Raw genomic sequence first — 19,011 nt, 5'->3', positions numbered from 1 at the left:
TTCTTCTGCATTGCAGCATATGCCCCGAATCCGGCCCCCCGCTTGTGCAAGTCCATGGAATGCCTGCTCAACCTGCCGCAGCGTCACCCTGCCCGCTCGTGAACATAAATGCCGGGCGCCGGCTCCAGTCCCTCTCCCGGGTCGCGTGCGGCGACCATTGTCCCCGCGCGCTGTGCCAGCCACTCGCCCCAATGGGGCCACCAGCTGCCCTCGGTGAAGGTCGCCGAATCGCGCCATCTCTGGTGGCCGCCGCCAAAGTCGCTGTCGCCGATGTAATGGCCGTATTTCACGCGGTTTGGCGGGTTCACGATGCCTGCGACATGGCCCGACTGTGACAGGATGAAGGTCTTGTCCTCCGATCCCATCTGCGCGACGCCGCGCCAGCAGTCCTTCCACGGCGCGATATGGTCCCCTTCGCAGGCGATCGCGCAGATGGGCACTGTCACGTCCGTCAGGCGCAGTTTGTGATCCATCAGTTCGAACCCCTCGCCCGCGAAGGCGTTTTCCTGGCAGAGGCCGCGCAGGTACTGCATCGCCATGCGCCCAGGCAGGTTCGTGCTGTCGCCGTTCCAGAACAGCAGGTCGAAGGCAGGCGGCGTCTCGCCAAGCATGTAGCTGCGGATGGCGGGCCCCCAGACCAGGTCGTTGGCGCGCAGAAAGCTCATGGTACGCGACATCAGCTGCGCGCGCATCAGCCCGTGGCGCTGGACCTCTTCGGCGATGCCCGACACGAAGTCGTCCTGCAGGAAGCTGGTGAACTCGCCCTGGTCCGAAAAGTCGGTCAGCGTCGTCAGCAGCGTGGCCGAATTGATCCGCGTGTCGCCGCGCTGCTTCAGCAGGGCCAGCGTCAAGGACAGCGTGGTTCCGGCGATGCAATAACCGACCGCATTGACCTTGGATTGGCCGGTCAGTTCCAGCACCTTGTCGATCGCCTCCTGGTAGGCGGTCACATAATCCTCCAGTCCCACCTCAGAAAAGCTGGCGTCGGGGTTCTTCCAACTGACGATGAACAGGGTCTGGCCCTGGTCCACCAGCCAGCGGATCAGGCTGTTCTGCGGCTTGAGGTCCAGGATGTAGAACTTGTTGATCCAGGGCGGAAAGATCATCAGCGGCAGGGCATGCACCTTGTCGGTGCTGGGGGCATACTGGATCAGCTCGAACAGCCGGGTGCGATAGACGACGCTGCCCGGGGCGGTGCCGATGTTTTCGCCCACGGCAAAGGCCTTGCGGTCGGCCAGCGACACGATCATCTCGCCGCCGTTCTGCTCCACGTCGCGGACCAGGTTCTCCAGCCCCCGGACCAGGCTCTCGCCTTCGGTCTCGATGGCCTTTTCCAATGCGTCGGGATTGGTCGCCAGAAAGTTGGTGGGCGCCATCATGTCGACGATCTGGTTCGTCAGCCATTTCAGCCGCCGCCGCGCGACCTCGTCGGACAGCTGTAGCCCGTCGGCCGCCTCCTTCAGGGCCTTGGCATTGGTCAGGTACTGTTTCTTGATCAGGTTGAAATAAGGATGTGTCGTCCACAGCGGGTTGGCAAAGCGCTTGTCCGCTGGCGTGTCGTCCTCCGGCGCCGTCAGCTGGCCGCTGGCCAGGGCTTTTTGCGCGCGGGCATAATTCGACAGCGTCTCGCCCCAATAGGACACCTGGGTCTCGATCATCTTGCCCGGCTGCTCGGTCAGCGTCTTCAGAAAGGCGTTCGTCGCCGTCATGTAGAAATCCGGGCCGGGTCCCGCGACGCCGGGATTGGGCAGGTTGCGTTCAGCAAATGCCGCCATCAGCCGGTGGCCCAAGGTCTCGATCCGCTCGATGTTCTCGGCAAGGCGCTGCGCGTTCGGGGCGTGGCCGCTGCCGGCCAGCTTGGCCAGCATCTCGGCCGCGCTGCTTGGGGTGGCGGCCTGCTCGACAGGCGCCTCGGGCCGGGGCTGCACCTCGGGGGTCAGCCCTGTCGCAGGCGCCGTGTTCTGCTGGTCGACCACCTGTGCCTCCGACGCGGACGCCGCCGGCTTTTTGGCACGCGGCTTGCGGGCCTTTCCGGAAGTTGCGGACTTTGCGCCCGATTCAGCAACGTTTTTACCTGTCGCGCGTGACTGCCTTGCCATGACCCGGTTTCCCCCCTAGGTATAACCCGATGATATGCGCAGGGCAGGCAGGGCGTAAACCGCATTTGTCCAAATCGCCGGCCTCGCCTACCGCGCATGACAGATGCCGCAGCGCAGCAAATGGTAGGTCACATGCCGGTCAAAGGTCTCAAGGGTATCCTGTCTTACGACGCGATGGAGACGATCAGGAACACCAATGAATGGATGGGCGCCACCGCGCGTGCCATGGGGTCCTATCCGGCCTTCGCGCTGATCCCGCATCCTGCCTTCAAGATGCTGAGCGCCTGGGGCCGCGTGACCGAACGCAGCTTTGCCCGCATGGTGATCAAGCCTGACTGGGAAATCCCGCCCATCGCGGGCGACGACGGTCAGGACCACATCGTCTATGTCGAACCGGTCGTGCGCCGCGCCTTTGGCGATCTGATCCATTTCCGCGTCGCCCGGCGCGAGCCCTCGCCGCGCAAGGTGCTGCTGGTGGCGCCGATGTCCGGTCATTACGCGACCCTCATGCGCTCGACGGTCACCTCGCTTCTGTCCGATTGCGAGGTCTATGTCACCGACTGGCACAACGCCCGCGACATCCCGGTCAGCGAGGGCAAGTTCGACGTCGAGGATTACACGGCCTACCTTGCCGACTTCATCCGCCACCTGGGGCCCGACACCAATGTGATCGCCGTCTGCCAGCCCGCGCCGCTGGCCCTGGCCGCGACCGCCATGCTGGCCGAGGACGACCCTTCCGCGCAGCCGCGCACCCTGACGCTGATCGGCGGCCCCGTGGACCCCGATGCCGCCGCGACCGAGGTGACCGATTTCGGCAACCGCGTGACGATGGGGGAACTGGAACATCTTCTGATCCAGTCGGTGGGGTTCAAGTATCGCGGTGCGGGGCGGATGGTCTATCCGGGGCTTGCGCAGTTGGGCAGCTTCATTTCCATGAACGCCGAAACCCATTCGCGCGCCTTCCTGAACCAGATCTTCTCCGAGGCGCGCGGCACGGCGTCCGAAGGCGACAAGCACAACAAGTTCTATGACGAATACCTGGCGGTCATGGACATGACGGCGGAGTTCTACCTGTCGACGGTCGAGCGCATCTTCAAGAACCTCGAGATCGCGCAGAACCGCTTTACCGTGAACGGCCGCCAGCTGGACATCGGCAAGATCAGCGATGTTGCGATCATGACCGTCGAAGGCGCCAATGACGACATCTCGGCCCCCGGCCAGTGCGTCGCGGCACTGGGCCTGTGCACGGGCGTCCCCGACGACAAGAAGGTGCAGCATCTGGAACCGGGTGCGGGCCATTACGGCATCTTCGCGGGCAAGTCCTGGCGCCTGAACATCCGGCCCCTGGTCCTGGATTTCATCGACGAGAACGCCGCCCTGCCCGACAGCGTTAAGCCGAAACGCCGTCGCACGCGCGGCGGCCCGGCGGCGGATTGCGGCGTGAACGACCCCGTGGAATCCGGCAACGTCGCCGTCTGAGAGGCAGGAACCGCGGCTTTGCGTCTGTCGTTGTGACCCCGGATGCCGCCTGACGCGGCGCGAAGGGATTATCATGACTGATCTTGTGGACACGTTCTGGAAACGCCTCGACGACATCAACTCGGGCATGCTTGCCCTGACCGAGGACCCGCGTCTGGTGCCGATGTCCCACTACGTCAATCGCGACCTGAACACCCTGTGGTTCATCACCGCCAAGGGCACCGATCTGTCGCAAAGCCTGCGCGATGGGGCCAAGGACGCGCTCCATGTCGTCTCTTCCGCGAATGAGGGTCTTTATACCCGCATCCACGGCCGCCTGTCCCTGTCGAATGACAGCAAGAAACTGGACGAACTGTGGAATGCCGTCGCCTCCAGCTGGTTCGAGGAAGGCCGGCAGGACCCCGATGTCCAGCTGCTGCGTCTTGATTTGGCCGAGGCCGAGGTGTGGGCCACCGGCGGCCGCGCGGCCTTCCTCTACGAGATCGCCAAGTCCAAGCTGACCGGATCCAAGCCGGACATGGGCGACCACTACAGCCTGACGTTCTGATCCGTCAGCGCCAGCGTCTCGATGGCCTGGGTCAGCAGATCCAGGCACTCGGGCGTTGAAAAGCTGTGGTTCGCGCCCTTGACCAGCGTCAGGCGCATGTCATGGCCTTGCGCATGGTCCAGCAGATCCAGCGCCCATTGCATCGGCACATCCGCATCCGCCGTGCCCTGCAGCATCCGGACCGGAAAGGGCAGCGGCAACGGCTGGTCCATGACCTGGTGCCTGCGCCCGTCCTCGATCAGGCGGCGGGTGATCACATAGGGGCGCGGATCATAGTCGCTCGGGATCTCGATCCGGCCGTCCCGCATCACCACCTGTCGCTGCGCCTCGGAAAACCCGGCCCAAAAGCCGCGCTCGGTGAAATCGGGTGCCGCCGCCACGGTCACCAGCCCCGCGACGCGCTGCGGCATCGACCGCGCGACCAGCAGGCTGATCCATCCCCCCATCGACGATCCGACCAGAACCTGCGGCCCTTCGGTCAGCGCCTCGATTGCGGCACGTGCGTCGTCGAACCAGTCCCCGATCGAACCCTCTTCGAACAGCCCGCTGCTGTCGCCGTGCCCGGAATAGTCAAAGCGCAGAAAGGCCCTGCCCCGCCGGCTGGCCCAGTCCTGCAGGTGCAGCGCCTTGGTTCCGGTCATGTCCGATTTGAACCCGCCCAGGAACACCACGCCGGGCCCCTGCCCCGATGTCAGGTGATAGGCGATGCGCCGTCCCGCGGCCGTGTCCAGATAGCTGCTCATCTGCGTCCCCCGTCATTCGCTGCACCCACAGCTAGCCCGCCGCCAGCTTGACAGTCCAGCCCGCGGCGTTCATGCCTGCGCGCACCATAACCCGCAACCGGGCGTTCCGTGGGCGCCAAACCGACGAGGAGGACGACATGTCCCAGATCTCCCTTTCCTTTCCCGATGGCAATGCGCGCGACTATCCCGCCGGCGTGACAGCGGCCGAGGTCGCGGAAAGCATTGCGCCCAGCTTGGCCAAGCGCGCGATTTCCGCCAGCCTGGACGGCCAGCACATCGATCTGGCCTGGCCGATCCATGCCAGCGGCGCCATCGCCATCCACACCCTCAAGGACGAGGCGCAGGCGCTGGAACTGATCCGCCACGACTTTGCCCATGTCATGGCCCGCGCCGTGCAGTCGATCTGGCCGGATGTGAAGGTCACCATCGGCCCGGTGCGCGACTATGGCTGGTTCTACGACTTTGACCGTGCCGAACCCTTCACGCCCGAGGATCTGGGCCGCATCGAGGCCGCGATGAAGGAGATCATCAACGCCCGCGACCCCGTCCGCACCGAGGTCTGGGACCGGGAGCGCGCCATCGCCCATTACGAGGAGCGCGGCGAACCTTTCAAGGTCGAACTGATCAACCGCATCCCCGAGGGCGAGGACCTGCGGATGTACTGGCACGGCGACTGGCAGGACCTGTGCCGCGGGCCGCATCTGCAGAACACGGGCCAGCTGCCCGCGGACGCCTTCAAGCTGACGCATATTGCCGGCGCCTATTGGCTGGGCGATGCCTCGCGCCCGATGCTGCAGCGCATCTATGGCGTGGCCTTCCGCAACCGCGACGAGCTCAAGGCGCACATGACCATGCTGGAGGAGGCCGCCAAGCGCGACCACCGCAAGCTGGGCCGCGAGATGGACCTGTTCCACATGCAGGAGGAGGCGCCGGGCCAGATCTTCTGGCACCCGAACGGCTGGAACATCTATACCACGCTGCAGGACTACATGCGCCGCAAGCAGCGCGCCGACGGCTATGTCGAGGTGAACACGCCCCAGGTCGTCAGCCGCAAGCTGTGGGAGGCTTCGGGCCATTGGGAGAACTACCAGGAAAACATGTTCATCGTCGAAGTCGATGAGGAACATGCCAAGACCAAGACGATCAATGCGCTCAAGCCGATGAACTGTCCCTGCCATGTGCAGGTGTTCAACCACGGCCTGAAATCCTATCGCGATCTGCCGCTGCGCATGGCCGAGTTCGGGTCCTGCAACCGCTATGAACCCTCGGGCGCGCTGCATGGCATCATGCGGGTGCGCGGCTTTACCCAGGATGACGCGCATATCTTCTGCACCGAAGACCAGATCGAGGCGGAAACCAAGAAGTTCATCGACTTCCTCGCCGGGATCTATGCCGATCTGGGCTTTGACGGCTGGCGCATCAAGCTGTCCACGCGTCCGGAAAAGCGCATCGGCTCCGACGAAAGCTGGGACCGGGTCGAGGCCGCGCTTGGCAATGCCTGCCAGGCGGCGGGCCATGACTACACGATCTTCCCGGGCGAAGGTGCCTTTTATGGCCCCAAGCTGGAATTCGTGCTGACCGATGCCATCGGCCGCGACTGGCAATGCGGCACGCTGCAGGTCGACCCCAACCTGCCCGAGCGTCTGGACGCGGAATATGTCGGCGCCGATGGGCACAAGCACCGGCCCATCATGCTGCACCGCGCCGTCCTGGGCAGCTTCGAACGCTTCATCGGCATCCTGATTGAGAACAGCGCCGGCAAGCTGCCTTTCTGGCTGGCCCCGCGTCAGGTGGTCGTCGCCTCGATCGTGTCGGATGCCGATGATTATGTGGCCGAGGTCGTGGAGGCGCTACGCAAACGAGGCATCCGCGCCGAGGCGGACACGCGCAACGAAAAGATCAATTACAAGGTGCGCGAGCATTCGGTGGCGAAAGTTCCCGCTATACTTGCAATCGGCATGAAAGAGGTGGAAGATCGCACTGTCTCGATGCGCCGCCTGGATCAGCAAGGCAGCCGCACCCTGACCCTCGCCGATGCCCTGGAACAGTTGCAGGCCGAGGCGACACCGCCTGACCTGCGCCCGGATGCGCCGTTGTCACCAGTCCGTCAGGTTCAGGCGTCAGCCTGAAGGCGTTTCCCGCTTGCCTTTTTGATCGATTCGGGCATCCTCGCTATTGCGTGAGCGAAGACTTTCTACCGCCTCCCTTTGACGGGCAGCCGGAAGACCGAAAGCGGGCTGCACGGCCTGGCGCAATCCTGCGCCGGGATGACTTGAAGGAGAGAACGGTTATGGCGACCGGAACGGTGAAGTGGTTCAACGCCACCAAAGGCTTTGGTTTTATTGCCCCCGATGACGGCGGCAAGGACGTGTTCGTGCACATCTCGGCGGTCGAGCGTGCCGGCCTGACGGGCCTGCAGGACAACCAGAAGATCGCGTACGAACTGCAGTCCGGCCGCGATGGCCGTGCCTCGGCGGCGGATCTGAAGCTGCTCTGATCCAGGCTTTGCACAATCTCTGACGGCCCGTTTGCGCGGGCCGTTTTTCTTTGGCAGAAAGGCCGCCGAACCACGCGGACCCTTTGCCATGAACCTTGCCCAGCATGTCCTGACCGCCGGCCTGTCCTGCCCCGACAAGCTGGCCCTGTCGGTCATCGGGGCCACGGGGGCGGATCACTGGTCCTTTCAGCGCCTGACGCGGGCGGTACGCGGGACGGCGACGGGGCTTCTGCAGGCGGGCCTTTGTCCCGGCGACCGGCTGCTGATGCGGCTCGGCAATCGCCCGTCGTTTCCCATCGCCTATCTGGGCGCCATTGTGGCCGGCATCGTGCCCGTACCGACCTCGGCCCAGCTGACGCGGTCGGAAATCACCCGGCTTGCGGCGCAGATCGGCCCCGCGATGATCGTGGCGGGCGCGGGCATTGCCCTGCCGGACCATCCCGCGCCGGTTCTGGCCGAGGAAGTGCTGCAGGGCTTCCATGACCTGCCGCCGGCGGATTTCGCCCAAGGCGATCCCGAGCGGCTGGCATATATCGTCTTCACCTCGGGCAGTTCTGGCCAGCCGCGCGCCGTGATGCATGCCCATCGGGCGATCTCGGCGCGGCGGATGATGTTCGACGGCTGGTACGGGATGACGGGTGCGGACCGGTTGCTGCACGCGGGCGCGTTCAACTGGACCTTTACCCTGGGCACCGGGCTGATGGACCCCTGGACACTGGGTGCCACCGCGCTGATCCCGGCCGAAGGCACCCCGCTGGAACAGATCCCCCTGCTGGCCAGCCGCCACGGCGCCACGATCCTGGCAGGCGCGCCGGGGATATTCCGCCGCCTGTTGCGGGCGGACTGGCGGCCGATCCCCACGCTGCGCCACGGCCTTGCCGCGGGCGAGCGTCTGGACCCTGCCCTCCGCGACGCTTGGACGGCGCGTACCGGAACCGACCTGCACGAGGCGATGGGCGCCTCCGAGATCTCGACCTTCCTGTCGGGCAGCCCCGACCGGCCGGCCCCGCCCGGCACGGCAGGCTTTCCCCAGCCCGGTCGGCATGTGGCCGTGCTGGACGACGCGGGACAGCCGTTGCCCGCCGGCCAAGCGGGCGACCTGGCGGTGCGGCACGACGATCCGGGGCTGTTCCTGGGCTATCTGGACCAGCCGCAGGACACGGCGGTGCGCTTTCGCGGCGACTGGTTCCTGACCGGGGACCGGGCGGTGGCGGATGACCGGGGTGCCGTTTCCCTTCTGGGCCGGGGCGATGACATGATGAACGCGGGCGGCTTTCGCGTCGCCCCGCCCGAGATCGAGGACGTGCTGGCCGCGCATCCGCAGGCGGGCGAGGTGGCGGCGGTCGAACTGCCCGTCGGTCCCGGCACCAGCGTGATCGCCGCCTTCTGGACCGGGATGGCCGAACCTCAGGCCCTGCGCGCTCTGGCCGAGACCCATCTGGCCCGCTACAAGCAGCCGCGCGACTATATCCGGCTGGAGGCACTGCCCCGCACCCCCACCGGCAAGATCAACCGCCGCGCCCTGCGCGAGGCGCATCGCAAGGACCATCCATGACCAATGCCACCCGCCTGGACATCTTTGCCGACCCGGTCTGTCCCTGGTGCCTGATCGGCAAGGTCGAACTGGATCGCGCGCTGGAAAGCCGTCCCGACCATCCCTTTGCGATCACCTGGCACCCGTTCCGGCTGAACCCGCAGATGCCGCGCCAGGGGATGGACCGGGTGGCCTATCTGCGCGCCAAGCTGGGGGATCAGGCCGAGGATGCGGGACGTGCGCTGGCCGAACGCGCCGCGAGCCTGGGGCTGACGCTGAACCCCTCCCCGCGTGAGCCCGACACCACGGATGCCCATCGCCTGATGCATTGGGCGGGGCTGGAAGGTGCCCAAGACCGCGTCATGGAGGGTCTGCTGCGCGCCCACTGGCAAGAGGCGCGCGACATCGGGGATGCCGACACCCTGGTTTCCGTGGCCGAGGCTGCAGGCATGGACGGCGCCGTGACCGCGCGCCTGCTGGCCAGCGACGCCGACCGGGACGAGGTGATGCAGCGCGAACAGCATGCGCGTCAGCGGGGCGTCAGTTCCGTGCCCACCTTCGTGGTGGCCGATGCCCATGCGATCAGCGGCGCGCAGCCAGCCAGCCTCTGGCAGCAGGTCATCGACGAGATTTCGGCGGCTTCCCGCTAGCAGGACTTGCAGACTCTGCAACTAAAGCCTATCTCCCGGGCCAGAACCGACAGGTGACCCCCATGACTGACATCGCCTATTCCGGGCCGGCGCAACCCCGCCGCCTGCCGCTGCCCGAATTCATCGCGATGCTGGCGTTCCTTTTCGCCACCATCGCGTTTTCCATTGATGCGATGCTTCCGGCCCTGCCGGACATCGCCGCCGACCTGACCCCGGACAATGTGAACCGCGCCCAGCTGATCCTGACCAGTTTCATGGCAGGCATGGGGCTGGGCACGCTCTTCGCCGGCCCGATCTCTGACGCCCTGGGCCGCAAGCGGACCATCACCCTGGGCTTTGGCCTTTACATCATCGCCACGATCGCCGCGCTTTACGCCGACTCGCTGGAGCTTCTGCTGGCCGCGCGCTTTGTGCAGGGCCTGGGGGCCGCGGGTCCGCGCATCGTCGGCCTGGCCTTGGTCCGCGACCTCTACGAGGGGCGCGAGATGGCCCGGATCACCAGCTTCGTGATGATGATCTTCATCATGATCCCCGCGGTGGCGCCGACCCTCGGCGCGGCGATCATCTCGGTCGCGGGCTGGCATGGCGTCTTTCTGGCCTTCATCGCCTTTGCGGTGACCGGCGCGCTGTGGCTGAACATCCGCCAGGCTGAGACCCTGCCTCCCGCCGCCCGCCGCCCCCTGCGCGTCGGCACGCTGATGGCGGCCGCGCGCGAGGTGCTGTCGGACCGGCAGGTGATGCTGGCGACCCTGATCCTGACCCTAGGCTTTGGTCAGATGTTCGGCCTCCTCTCCTCGGCCCAGCAACTGTTCGGCGAAACCTATGGCAAGGGCGAGAACTTCCACCTGTGGTTCGCGCTGATGGCGCTGCTGTCGGGCTCGGGGACGGTGCTGAACGCGACCTTCGTGATGCGCTTTGGCATGCGGCGGATCGCGAAATGGGCCTATGTCATGCAGACGATCGTCTCGGCCGTCGTGCTGGCCCTGCTGCTGACCGACGTGCTGCCGCAGGCGCTGCGTTTTCCGGCCTTCTTCTTCTGGGCGACCAGCGTGTTCTTCATGGCCGGAGTGACCTTCGGCAACCTCAACGCGCTGGCGCTGCAGCGGATGGGGCATATCGCGGGAATGGCCGCCTCGATCATCGCCGCGATCTCGACCCTGGCGGCGGTGGCGATCGCGGCGCCGGTCGGGCTGCTCTACAATGGAACGGCGATCCCTGCAGTGACGACGACGCTGATCTGTTCGGGCTTTGCCTGGCTGCTGATGCGGGGCCTGCAGGACTGACGCCAGCTAATGGTCGGAATGGGAACGGGGGGCCGCAGGGCCCCCCGTTTCGTCAGGAACGCGGCTCAGGCCGCCACACCTTCGGGCAGGCGCGCCCCTGTCATGTAGGCCACTGCATCCGACATCGAATGCTCCTTGGGGTCGATCACGCAGAGGCGCCGTCCCAGGCGGTGGATATGGATGCGGTCCGCCACCTCGAAGACATGCGGCATGTTGTGGCTGATCAGCACGATCGGAATGCCGCGCGCCCGGACGTCCTGGATCAGGTCCAGCACGCGACGGCTTTCCTTCACCCCCAGGGCGGCGGTCGGTTCGTCCAGGATGATCACGCGGCTGCCGAAGGCCGCGGCGCGGGCCACGGCGACGCCCTGTCTCTGGCCACCGGACAGCGTCTCCACAGGCTGGTTGATGTTCTGGATCGTCAGTAGGCCCAGCTCCGATAACTTCTGGCGCGAAAACTCGTCCATCGCTGGCTTGTCCAGCATGCCCAGCCACTTGCCCATGAAGCCCGGCTTGCGCATCTCGCGGCCCATGAACATGTTGTCCGAGATCGACAGAGCGGGCGACAGGGCCAGCGTCTGGTAGACGGTCTCGATCCCCGACTTCCGGGCGTCCAGGGGGCTGGCGAAGCTGATCGGCTTGCCATCCAGCCGGATCTCGCCCTCGTCGGGCTTCACGGCGCCGGACAGCGCCTTGATCAGGCTGGACTTGCCGGCCCCGTTGTCGCCGATCACAGCCAGGATCTCGCCGGGATAGAGGTCGAAGTCGGCCTCGTCGAGCGCCGTCACGCGACCATAGCGCTTGACCAGGTTGCGGGCGGAAAGAAGCGGCTCGGTCATGACGACACCTTTCTGATCCATTGGTCGATGGCGACGGCGAAGATGATCAGCCAGCCGGTCGCGAACAGCTGCCACAGCACGTCCACCCCCGCCAGGCGCAGGCCAGAGTTGAAGACGCCCACGATCAGCGCCCCGATCAGCGGCCCCAGGATCGACCCGCGCCCGCCGAACAGCGAGATGCCCCCGATGACGACCGCCGTGATGGATTCCAGGTTCGCCTCGAAGAACGAGGTCGGGCTGATCGACCCCACCCGCCCGATGGAAGACCAGGCCGCCAGCGCGCAGATCATGCCCGCCACCACATAGACAGACAGCAGCACGCGGTTGGTCTGGATGCCGGCCAGCGCCGCGGCCTCGGGATCGTCGCCCACGGCATAGACGCGCCGTCCCCAGGCGGTCTTGTAGAGCGCATAGTAAAGCGCCGCGAAGACCACGATCATCAGGATGACGCCATAGGTCAGAACGGCCCCGCCCACGGTAAAGCGTTCGCCGAAGAATTTCAGCAGCGGCGCCTCGGCATCTAGGGTCTGGCTGCGGATCGTCTCTCGGCCCGAGAGGTAATAATTCAACGCAAGGAAAATATTCCAGGTGCCAAGCGTGGTAATGAAGGGCGGCAGCTTCAACCGCGTCACCAGGATCCCGTTCAGCGTGCCGGTGGCGGCACCGCAGGCCAGGCCCACCAAGATGGCGATCGGCACCGGAACACCGAAATTCACCGCCAACTGACCCATGACGACCGAGATCAGCACCATCACCGCCCCCACCGACAGGTCGATGCCCGCCGTCAGGACGACCAGCGACTGCGCCGCGGCCAGGGTCCCCACGACCGCGACCTGCTGCAGGATCAGCGACAGGTTGAAGGCCGAGAAAAAGTTGGGCGAGATCAACCCGAAGGCGATCAGCGACAGCACCAGCACGATGACCGGAACCATTGTGGGAAACTGGTGCAGGAAATGCTGCACCCGGTCCAGCGTGCTGCGCTGGCGGTGGTCGAAGCTGGCGACCTTTTCGCTTGCGCTACGCTCGACCACGGGATCGGGGGTGTCGGACATCGGGGCCTCCGTGGATCAGGCAGGATGGCCGCGGCGGATCAACCGCCGCAGCCCGAAGATCGTGTCAGGTGGGGCTCAGCCCCAGCAGCGCTCCAGGCCCTCGTCGACGCCGATGGACTCGACGCCCTCGACCGGCTCGCCCGTCACCAGGTTCACGCCGGTATTGGTGAAGTCGAGGCCCTCGGTGGTTTCGGGCTTGGTGCCGTCTGCGGCAAAGGCGGCGATCGCCTCGATGCCCATCGACGCCATCAGCAGCGGGTATTGCTGCGAGGTCGCGCCGATCACGCCCTCCTTGACGTTCTGGACGCCGGGGCAGCCGCCGTCGACCGACACGATCAGCACGTCGTTTTCCTTGCCAAAGGACTTCAGCGCCTCATAGGCACCGGCCGCGGCAGGTTCGTTGATCGTGTAGACCAGGTTGATGCCCGGATCCTGCTGCAGCAGCGCCTCCATGGCCTGGCGGCCGCCCTCTTCGTTACCCGAGGTGACATCATGGCCGACGATGCGGGCATCGTCCTCGTCGCCGATGACGTTCTCATCCTTCACGTCGATGCCGAAGCCCGCCAGGAAGCCCTGGTCGCGCAGCACGTCGACCGAAGGCGCGCTGGCCGACAGGTCCAGCATGGCGATCTTGGCGTCGGCTGCGGCATCGCCCATCTTGCCGGCGGCCCAGGCCCCGATCAGGCGGCCGGCCTCGCGGTTGTCGGTGGCGAAGGTCGCGTCAGCCGCGTCGATCGGATCCAGCGGCGTGTCCAGCGCGATCACCAGGATGCCGGCCTCGCGCGCCTGCGCCAGCGATTCAGTGATGGCCTTGGTGTCGGATGCCGCGATCAGGATGCCCTTCACGCCCGCCGCGATGCAACTTTCCACGGCCTGCTGCTGGGTCTCGTGGTCGCCGTCCACCTTGCCGGCAAAGGTCATCAGCTCGACGCCCATCTCGGCCGCCTTGGCGGTGGCGCCTTCCTTCATCTTGACGAAGAACGGGTTGATGTCGGTCTTGGTGATCAGGCAGGCCTTTGCGGGCTCCTGCGCTTGGGCCAGGCCGGCCGACAGGGCCAGCACGGATGCTGCGACGGATGCGCGGAACATGGTCTTCGTGGTCACTTTACTAATCTCCTCCAAGATGGCGGTTCCTCGGCCGCCCTGAAACCACAAAGCACCACCAATCGCCTCTTGTCAATAAATCAATCATGTTGATTAATGCGCTTCAGGAGGACGCGCAGATGCCCTTAGACCGCGAGGCCGCCGGCCCTCTCAGCCGGAACGAACGGATGATCCTGTCGCTGATCCGGCGCCACGGACCGCTGGCCCGGGCCGCGCTGACCCATCTGACGGGCCTGTCGGCGCAGTCGATCACCAACCTCACGCGCAAGCTGATCCACAGCGGCTACCTGGACGCCGAAGAGGTCGTGCGCGGCAAGGTGGGCCAGCCCTCGACCCCCCTGGCCCTGGCTCCCGGCGGGGCGTTCTTCCTGGGCCTCAAGATCGGGCGCAGGCTTGCCGAACTGGCGCTGGTCGATTTTTCGGGCCAGGTCCGCATGCACCGGCAGGAGGTCCACGCCTTTCCGCAACCCGACCGCCTGCTGACCTTTGCTCGCCAGGGGCTGGCGACGCTGACCAATTCCCTGCGCCCGGCGGAAAGGGCACGGATCATGGGCCTGGGCGTGGCCACGCCCTATCGCCTCTGGGACTGGGGGCAGGAGATGGCCGACTGGCTGGACGTGGACCTTCAGGCCGCACTTGCGGCCGACCTGCCCTATCCCGTCTTCGTGGACAACGACGCCTCCACCGCCTGCGGGGCCGAGCTGATCTTTGCGCCCCGCGACCTGCCCCGCGACTTCATCCACATCTATGTGGCGCATTTCGCGGGCGGCGGCATCGTCCTGGATGGTGCCCTGCGCCACGGCCCGCAGAGGAATGCCGGCGCATTGGGGTCGATGCCGGTGCCGGGGGGCGGGCAGTTGCTGGACCGGGCCTCGGTCTCGGCGCTGGAGCGCCGCATCGGGCGGTCGCTGCCCCCTGACGATTCAGGCTGGGACGTGCCCGAGGCGGTCGAGAGGGAATGGGCCGAGGACGCCGGCCGCGCCCTGGCCTTCGTGGCCCTGTCGGCGGTGGCGCTGGTCGACCTGCCGCTGGTGGTGATCGACGGCGCCGTTCCCGCAGCCACCCGCGCCCGGCTGGCCGAGGAGACCCGCCGCGCGATGGCCGCCATGCCCGCGGCCGGCATCGACCGCCCGCAGGTCATCGAGGGCAGCCTGGGCCGCAGCGCCCGCATCCTGGGCGCGGCCGGCCTGCCGCTGTCGCATTTCTTCCAGCCCGACGGGGCGCTGGACTGATCCGATTGCGCTTGACGCACGACCTGTAGGGGCTATAAGCGCGCACTTCGTTGGTGTTGGTGGACCCCGCAAGGGGAACCCTGTCAGGCCCCGGCCAGAGGACAACGCCCTTCGCAACCGCATGAAGGAGATCAGCCGTGACCAAACGCACGTCTGCCAAGTACAAGCTCGACCGCCGCATGGGCGAGAACATCTGGGGCCGCGCCAAGTCGCCGGTCAACCGCCGCGAATACGGCCCCGGCCAGCACGGCCAGCGCCGCAAGAACAAGCTGTCCGACTTCGGCACCCAGCTGCGCGCCAAGCAGAAGCTCAAGGGCTACTATGGCGACCTGACCGAAAAGCAGTTCCGCCGCATCTATGCCGAAGCCGAGCGCATCAAGGGCGACACCGGCGAGAACCTGGTCGGCCTGCTGGAGCGCCGCCTGGACGCGGTCGTCTACCGCGCCAAGTTCGTGGCGACCATTTGGGCCGCCCGCCAGTTCGTCAACCACGGCCATATCCAGGTCAACGGTCAGCGCGTGAACATCGCGTCCTACCGCGTCAAGGAAGGCGATGTCATCTCGATCCGCGAGCGTTCGCGCCAGCTGGCCATCGTGCTGGAAGCCGTCGCCCTGACCGAGCGTGACGTCCCCGACTACCTGGAAGTCGACCACAACAAGATGACCGCGACCTTCGTGCGCACCCCGGCCCTGGGCGACATCCCCTATGCCGTGCAGATGGAACCGAACCTGGTCGTCGAATTCTACGCGAAGAACTGATCTTCGCCTGAACCTTTTGCTCTGGGGGCCGCATCTGCCGATGCGGCCCTTTTGCTTGGCCGGGGGGATATTTCGATCCGGCCGGGGGCTGCGGCCGCTTGGGCCTTTTCTTGCCGCCGGCCCGCGACTAAACGGGGCCGGACAAAGGATGGACCCATGACCCAGATCACCGTGCAGCCCGGCATCATGGATATCGCGCTCTATGTCAGCGGCGAAAGCCGGCTGGAGGGACGCGAGGATGTGCTGAAACTGTCCTCGAACGAGAACCCGCTCGGCTGCAGCCCGGCGGCGCAGGCGGCCTTCGTGGCCGCAGCGGGTGATCTGCACCGTTATCCGGCGACCGACCATGCGGGCCTGCGCGCGGCCATCGGCGAGGTTCACGGCCTGGACCCGGACCGCATCATCTGCGGCGTGGGATCGGATGAGGTGCTGCAATTCGTAGTCCACGCCTTTGCCGGCGAAGGGGACGAGGTCATCACGACCCAGCACGGGTTCTCCATGTACCCGATCCTGGCGCGGATGGTCGGCGCGACCCCCGTGACCGTGCCCGAGGCCGAGCGGCGGGTCGATGTCGACGCCATCCTGGCCGCCGTCACCGACCGCACGCGGGTCGTCTTCATCGCCAACCCGGCGAACCCGACCGGCACGATGCTGGGGGCGGACGAACTGCAGCGCCTGGTCGACGGACTGCCCCCGCAGGTGATCTTCGTCCATGACGGCGCCTATACCGAGTTCGCGGACGGCTTCGACGGCGGCGCCTCGCTGGTGGACCGGCATCCGAACGTGATCATGACGCGGACCTTTTCCAAGATCCACGGCCTGGGCGGGCTGCGGATCGGCTGGGGCTATGCAAGCCGCCCGATCATCGACGTGCTGAACCGCATCCGCCAGCCGTTCAACCTGTCGGCGGCCCAGATGGCCGCGGCCGAGGCCGCCATCCGCGACACGGGCTTCACCGCCCGCTGCGCCGACCTGAACGCCCGGATGCGCGACCGGATGCGGCAGTCGCTGATCCAGATGGGCATCGGCTGCGACGAAAGCTTTGCCAATTTCGTGCTGGCCCGCTTTGACAGCCCCGACACGGCGCAGGCCGCCGATGCGGCGCTGCGGGCGGACGGCATCCTGGTGCGGCGGGTCGGCGGATATGGCCTGCCCGCGGCGCTGCGGATCACCGTCGGCGACGAGGCGGGGTGCAGCCGCGTCCTGGAAACCCTCGGACGCTTCATGGCCGACCGGAGGGATGCATGAGCGTGATCTATGACCGCGTGGCCCTGATCGGGCTGGGCCTGATCGCGGGCTCGATGGCCCATGCGATGCGCGAACAGGGTTTGGCGGGCCAGGTCACCGGCTATGCCCGCAGCGCCGCCACGCGCGACACCGCGCGCGAGGTCGGCTTCTGCACCGTCTTCGACAGCGCCGCCGAGGCCGTGGCCGACGCCGACCTGGTCGTCCTGGCCGTCCCCGTCGGCGCGATGGGCGAGGTCATGGCCCAGATCGCCCCGCATCTGGCGCCCGGCGCCACGGTCACGGATGTCGGATCGGTCAAGCAGTCGGTCATCGACGCGGTCGGCCCGCATGTTCCCGCCGGCGTCCATTTCATCCCCGGCCACCCGCTGGCCGGGACCGAGCATTCCGGCCCGCGTTCGGGCTTTGCCAGCCTGTTCCGCAACCGCTGGTGGCTGCTGACCCCGCTGCCAGATACCGATGCCGATGCGCTTGCCCGTCTGGACCGCCTGATCACCGCCATGGGCGCCAAGACCGACCGGATGGAGGCGGGGCATCACGACTTGGTTCTGGCCGTGACCAGCCACGCCCCGCACCTGATCGCCTATACCATGGTCGGCGTGGCCGATCACCTGCGCCGCGTCACGGACGAGGAGGTCATCCAGTACTCCGCCGCCGGATTCCGCGACTTCACCCGGATTGCCGCCAGCGACCCCACGATGTGGCGCGACGTCTTCCTGCACAACAAGGAGGCGACGCTGGACATCCTCGGCCGCTTCACCGAGGAGCTGTTCGTCCTGCAGCGCGCCATCCGCATGGGCGACGGCCAGCAGCTGCACGACTATTTCACCCGCACCCGCGCGATCCGTCGCGGCATCATCGAGGCCGGCCAGGACACCGGCGCCCCCGACTTCGGCCGCACGCCCGAGGCCAAGCCGGTCACCTGACGTCTTGCCCCGCAAAGGCCGGGGCAGGACCCACCGGCACCCCGGCCAGGATCAGCTGGCCGTCGCGCATCAGGATCGGCAGGCGCAGCTCGCCCTCCTGCGGTTCGGGATAGGCGGGGCCATGCAGGTCCGCCTCGGGCGTGACCTGCGCCAGCTGCGCCAGCCCCGCCCGCAGCAGCAGCCGCACCTGGCCGGGGATCAGGCCCATCTCTGACGCCAGGTCCAGCATCCGGTCCGCGTCGCGCGAATAAAGGACCACCTGCCCTTCGGCCAGCCCATCGGCATCCCGCGTCACCCGCCCGACCACCCGCACCTGGATCGGCCCCGCCTCCAGCACCAGGCCCGGGGTCTGCCAGCCGACGATCGCGGGCGGTGCCTCTCCGGCCTCCGGCGTCCGGTCCAGCCACAGTCGCAGCTGGCCGTCGACCGCCACCGGATCGGGCAGCGGCCCGGCATCGAAACCCGCGCGCGCCAGCACCTGCAACTGCACCCCCGCGGCGCTCAGGTCGATGTCATAGGCGGTGCGCGCCTCCATCGGCGCGCTGCCGGCCAGCCGTCCCAGCCTTGCCTCGACCGAGATGCTGTCGGCCAGCGGTTGCCCGTCCAGCGCCAGCCCCTGCGCCACCAGGGTCAGCCGGTCCGGTGCCATGCGGTTCAGGGGCGCCAGCCGCAGCATGGCGTCAGAAGATGACAGCGTCAGGTCATGGGCCTGTCCCGCCAGCACCAGCTGTCCCTGCTGCGGCAGGTCCAGGCGTGCCGTGGTGGGCGTCAGCGGCGACACCCAGGCCTCGGCCCAGGGCAGGCTCAGCTGCAGCGCAGGATCGCTCAACTGCGGCTTGGACAGGCGCAGCCCGAAACGGCCCGCATTGCGCAGGGGCTGCACCGCCTCCGCCGCCAGCGCGGGGTCCTCGGCGATCCAGGCCCGCGCGCCCTCAGCCAGCCGGCTTTCCCCCCAGATCCAGCCCCCTGCCCCGATCGCGACAAGAACCACGGCACCAATCACGGCGTTGCGCATCCAGGAAC

General features: G+C 66.9%; 17 protein-coding genes. 11 read left to right on the top strand and 6 right to left on the bottom strand.

The genetic code is table 11. The annotated features are described in order from the left end of the window. Nucleotides 1-83 precede the first annotated feature (83 nt). A complete protein-coding gene (phaC, locus tag ACNR9W_RS05105) occupies nucleotides 84-1,868 on the bottom strand; it encodes a class I poly(R)-hydroxyalkanoic acid synthase (RefSeq protein ID WP_419271113.1) in 1,785 nt (594 codons plus the stop codon). Between the two features lie 363 nt (nucleotides 1,869-2,231). Between phaC and phaZ the strand changes: the two genes are divergently transcribed. Then, the gene (gene phaZ / locus ACNR9W_RS05100) at nucleotides 2,232-3,578 is read left to right on the top strand and encodes a polyhydroxyalkanoate depolymerase (protein WP_419270972.1); all 1,347 of its coding nucleotides are present in this window, start codon (nucleotides 2,232-2,234) and stop codon (nucleotides 3,576-3,578) included. Nucleotides 3,579-3,651: 73 nt separating this feature from the next. Beyond that, entirely contained in the window at nucleotides 3,652-4,125 is a 474-nt protein-coding gene (locus tag ACNR9W_RS05095) for a pyridoxamine 5'-phosphate oxidase family protein (RefSeq protein ID WP_419270974.1), read from the top strand. Here the strand turns inward: ACNR9W_RS05095 and ACNR9W_RS05090 are convergent. After that, nucleotides 4,107-4,868 (bottom strand): alpha/beta hydrolase, encoded by a 762-nt coding sequence (locus ACNR9W_RS05090; protein WP_419270975.1) that lies wholly within the window; start codon nucleotides 4,866-4,868, stop codon nucleotides 4,107-4,109. The genes ACNR9W_RS05095 and ACNR9W_RS05090 overlap by 19 nt on opposite strands. A 137-nt stretch (nucleotides 4,869-5,005) precedes the next feature. On the opposite strand from ACNR9W_RS05090, the gene thrS reads away from it, so the two are divergent. From thrS to ACNR9W_RS05065, 5 genes are all read left to right on the top strand, one after another. Then, entirely contained in the window at nucleotides 5,006-6,997 is a 1,992-nt protein-coding gene (thrS, locus tag ACNR9W_RS05085; protein WP_419270977.1) for a threonine--tRNA ligase, read from the top strand. Nucleotides 6,998-7,158: 161 nt separating this feature from the next. Further along, nucleotides 7,159-7,365: a cold-shock protein gene (locus tag ACNR9W_RS05080; RefSeq protein WP_111297792.1), complete on the top strand. Its 207-nt coding sequence runs from the start codon at nucleotides 7,159-7,161 to the stop codon at nucleotides 7,363-7,365. A gap of 88 nt (nucleotides 7,366-7,453) precedes the next feature. Then, nucleotides 7,454-8,920: a class I adenylate-forming enzyme family protein gene (locus ACNR9W_RS05075; protein ID WP_419270979.1), complete on the top strand. Its 1,467-nt coding sequence runs from the start codon at nucleotides 7,454-7,456 to the stop codon at nucleotides 8,918-8,920. Continuing rightward, nucleotides 8,917-9,549: a DsbA family oxidoreductase gene (locus ACNR9W_RS05070; RefSeq protein WP_419270980.1), complete on the top strand. Its 633-nt coding sequence runs from the start codon at nucleotides 8,917-8,919 to the stop codon at nucleotides 9,547-9,549. The genes ACNR9W_RS05075 and ACNR9W_RS05070 overlap by 4 nt, the downstream gene beginning before the upstream one ends. A gap of 62 nt (nucleotides 9,550-9,611) precedes the next feature. Beyond that, on the top strand, nucleotides 9,612-10,832 hold the full coding sequence (locus ACNR9W_RS05065) for a multidrug effflux MFS transporter (protein WP_419270982.1): 1,221 nt from the start codon (nucleotides 9,612-9,614) through the stop codon (nucleotides 10,830-10,832). Nucleotides 10,833-10,897: 65 nt separating this feature from the next. On the opposite strand, the gene ACNR9W_RS05060 is transcribed toward ACNR9W_RS05065, so the two are convergent. The 3 genes from ACNR9W_RS05060 to ACNR9W_RS05050 form a co-directional block, all read right to left on the bottom strand. Further along, complete coding sequence (locus ACNR9W_RS05060) at nucleotides 10,898-11,671, bottom strand: ATP-binding cassette domain-containing protein (protein WP_419270984.1); 774 nt, start codon at nucleotides 11,669-11,671, stop codon at nucleotides 10,898-10,900. Further along, nucleotides 11,668-12,723: an ABC transporter permease gene (locus tag ACNR9W_RS05055; RefSeq protein WP_419270986.1), complete on the bottom strand. Its 1,056-nt coding sequence runs from the start codon at nucleotides 12,721-12,723 to the stop codon at nucleotides 11,668-11,670. Before ACNR9W_RS05055 ends, ACNR9W_RS05060 begins: the two co-directional genes overlap by 4 nt. Before the next feature lie 75 nt (nucleotides 12,724-12,798). Continuing rightward, a complete protein-coding gene (locus ACNR9W_RS05050) occupies nucleotides 12,799-13,812 on the bottom strand; it encodes a sugar ABC transporter substrate-binding protein (protein ID WP_419271115.1) in 1,014 nt (337 codons plus the stop codon). Nucleotides 13,813-13,913: 101 nt separating this feature from the next. Between ACNR9W_RS05050 and ACNR9W_RS05045 the strand changes: the two genes are divergently transcribed. The 4 genes from ACNR9W_RS05045 (at nucleotide 13,914) to ACNR9W_RS05030 (ending at nucleotide 17,988) form a co-directional block, all read left to right on the top strand. Beyond that, on the top strand, nucleotides 13,914-15,059 hold the full coding sequence (locus ACNR9W_RS05045) for an ROK family transcriptional regulator (RefSeq protein ID WP_458478648.1): 1,146 nt from the start codon (nucleotides 13,914-13,916) through the stop codon (nucleotides 15,057-15,059). A 137-nt stretch (nucleotides 15,060-15,196) separates the two neighbouring features. Then, nucleotides 15,197-15,817 carry a 30S ribosomal protein S4 gene (rpsD, locus tag ACNR9W_RS05040; protein ID WP_111297787.1) on the top strand — a complete coding sequence of 207 codons (621 nt, stop codon included), beginning with the start codon at nucleotides 15,197-15,199 and terminating at the stop codon, nucleotides 15,815-15,817. Nucleotides 15,818-15,973: 156 nt separating this feature from the next. Then, nucleotides 15,974-17,065 carry a histidinol-phosphate transaminase gene (gene hisC, locus ACNR9W_RS05035; RefSeq protein ID WP_419270991.1) on the top strand — a complete coding sequence of 364 codons (1,092 nt, stop codon included), beginning with the start codon at nucleotides 15,974-15,976 and terminating at the stop codon, nucleotides 17,063-17,065. Continuing rightward, nucleotides 17,062-17,988 (top strand): prephenate/arogenate dehydrogenase family protein, encoded by a 927-nt coding sequence (locus ACNR9W_RS05030; RefSeq protein ID WP_419270993.1) that lies wholly within the window; start codon nucleotides 17,062-17,064, stop codon nucleotides 17,986-17,988. The genes hisC and ACNR9W_RS05030 overlap by 4 nt, the downstream gene beginning before the upstream one ends. Here the strand turns inward: ACNR9W_RS05030 and ACNR9W_RS05025 are convergent. Further along, nucleotides 17,981-19,003 carry a DUF2125 domain-containing protein gene (locus ACNR9W_RS05025; protein ID WP_419270995.1) on the bottom strand — a complete coding sequence of 341 codons (1,023 nt, stop codon included), beginning with the start codon at nucleotides 19,001-19,003 and terminating at the stop codon, nucleotides 17,981-17,983. The two genes, ACNR9W_RS05030 and ACNR9W_RS05025, sit on opposite strands and share 8 nt — an antisense overlap. Nucleotides 19,004-19,011 lie beyond the last annotated feature (8 nt).

Source organism: Paracoccus sp. T5, from assembly GCF_048538155.2.
Lineage (GTDB): Bacteria > Pseudomonadota > Alphaproteobacteria > Rhodobacterales > Rhodobacteraceae > Paracoccus.
Note: the sequence above shows the minus strand (reverse complement) of the source record. Positions and strands in the feature narration are given on the sequence as shown.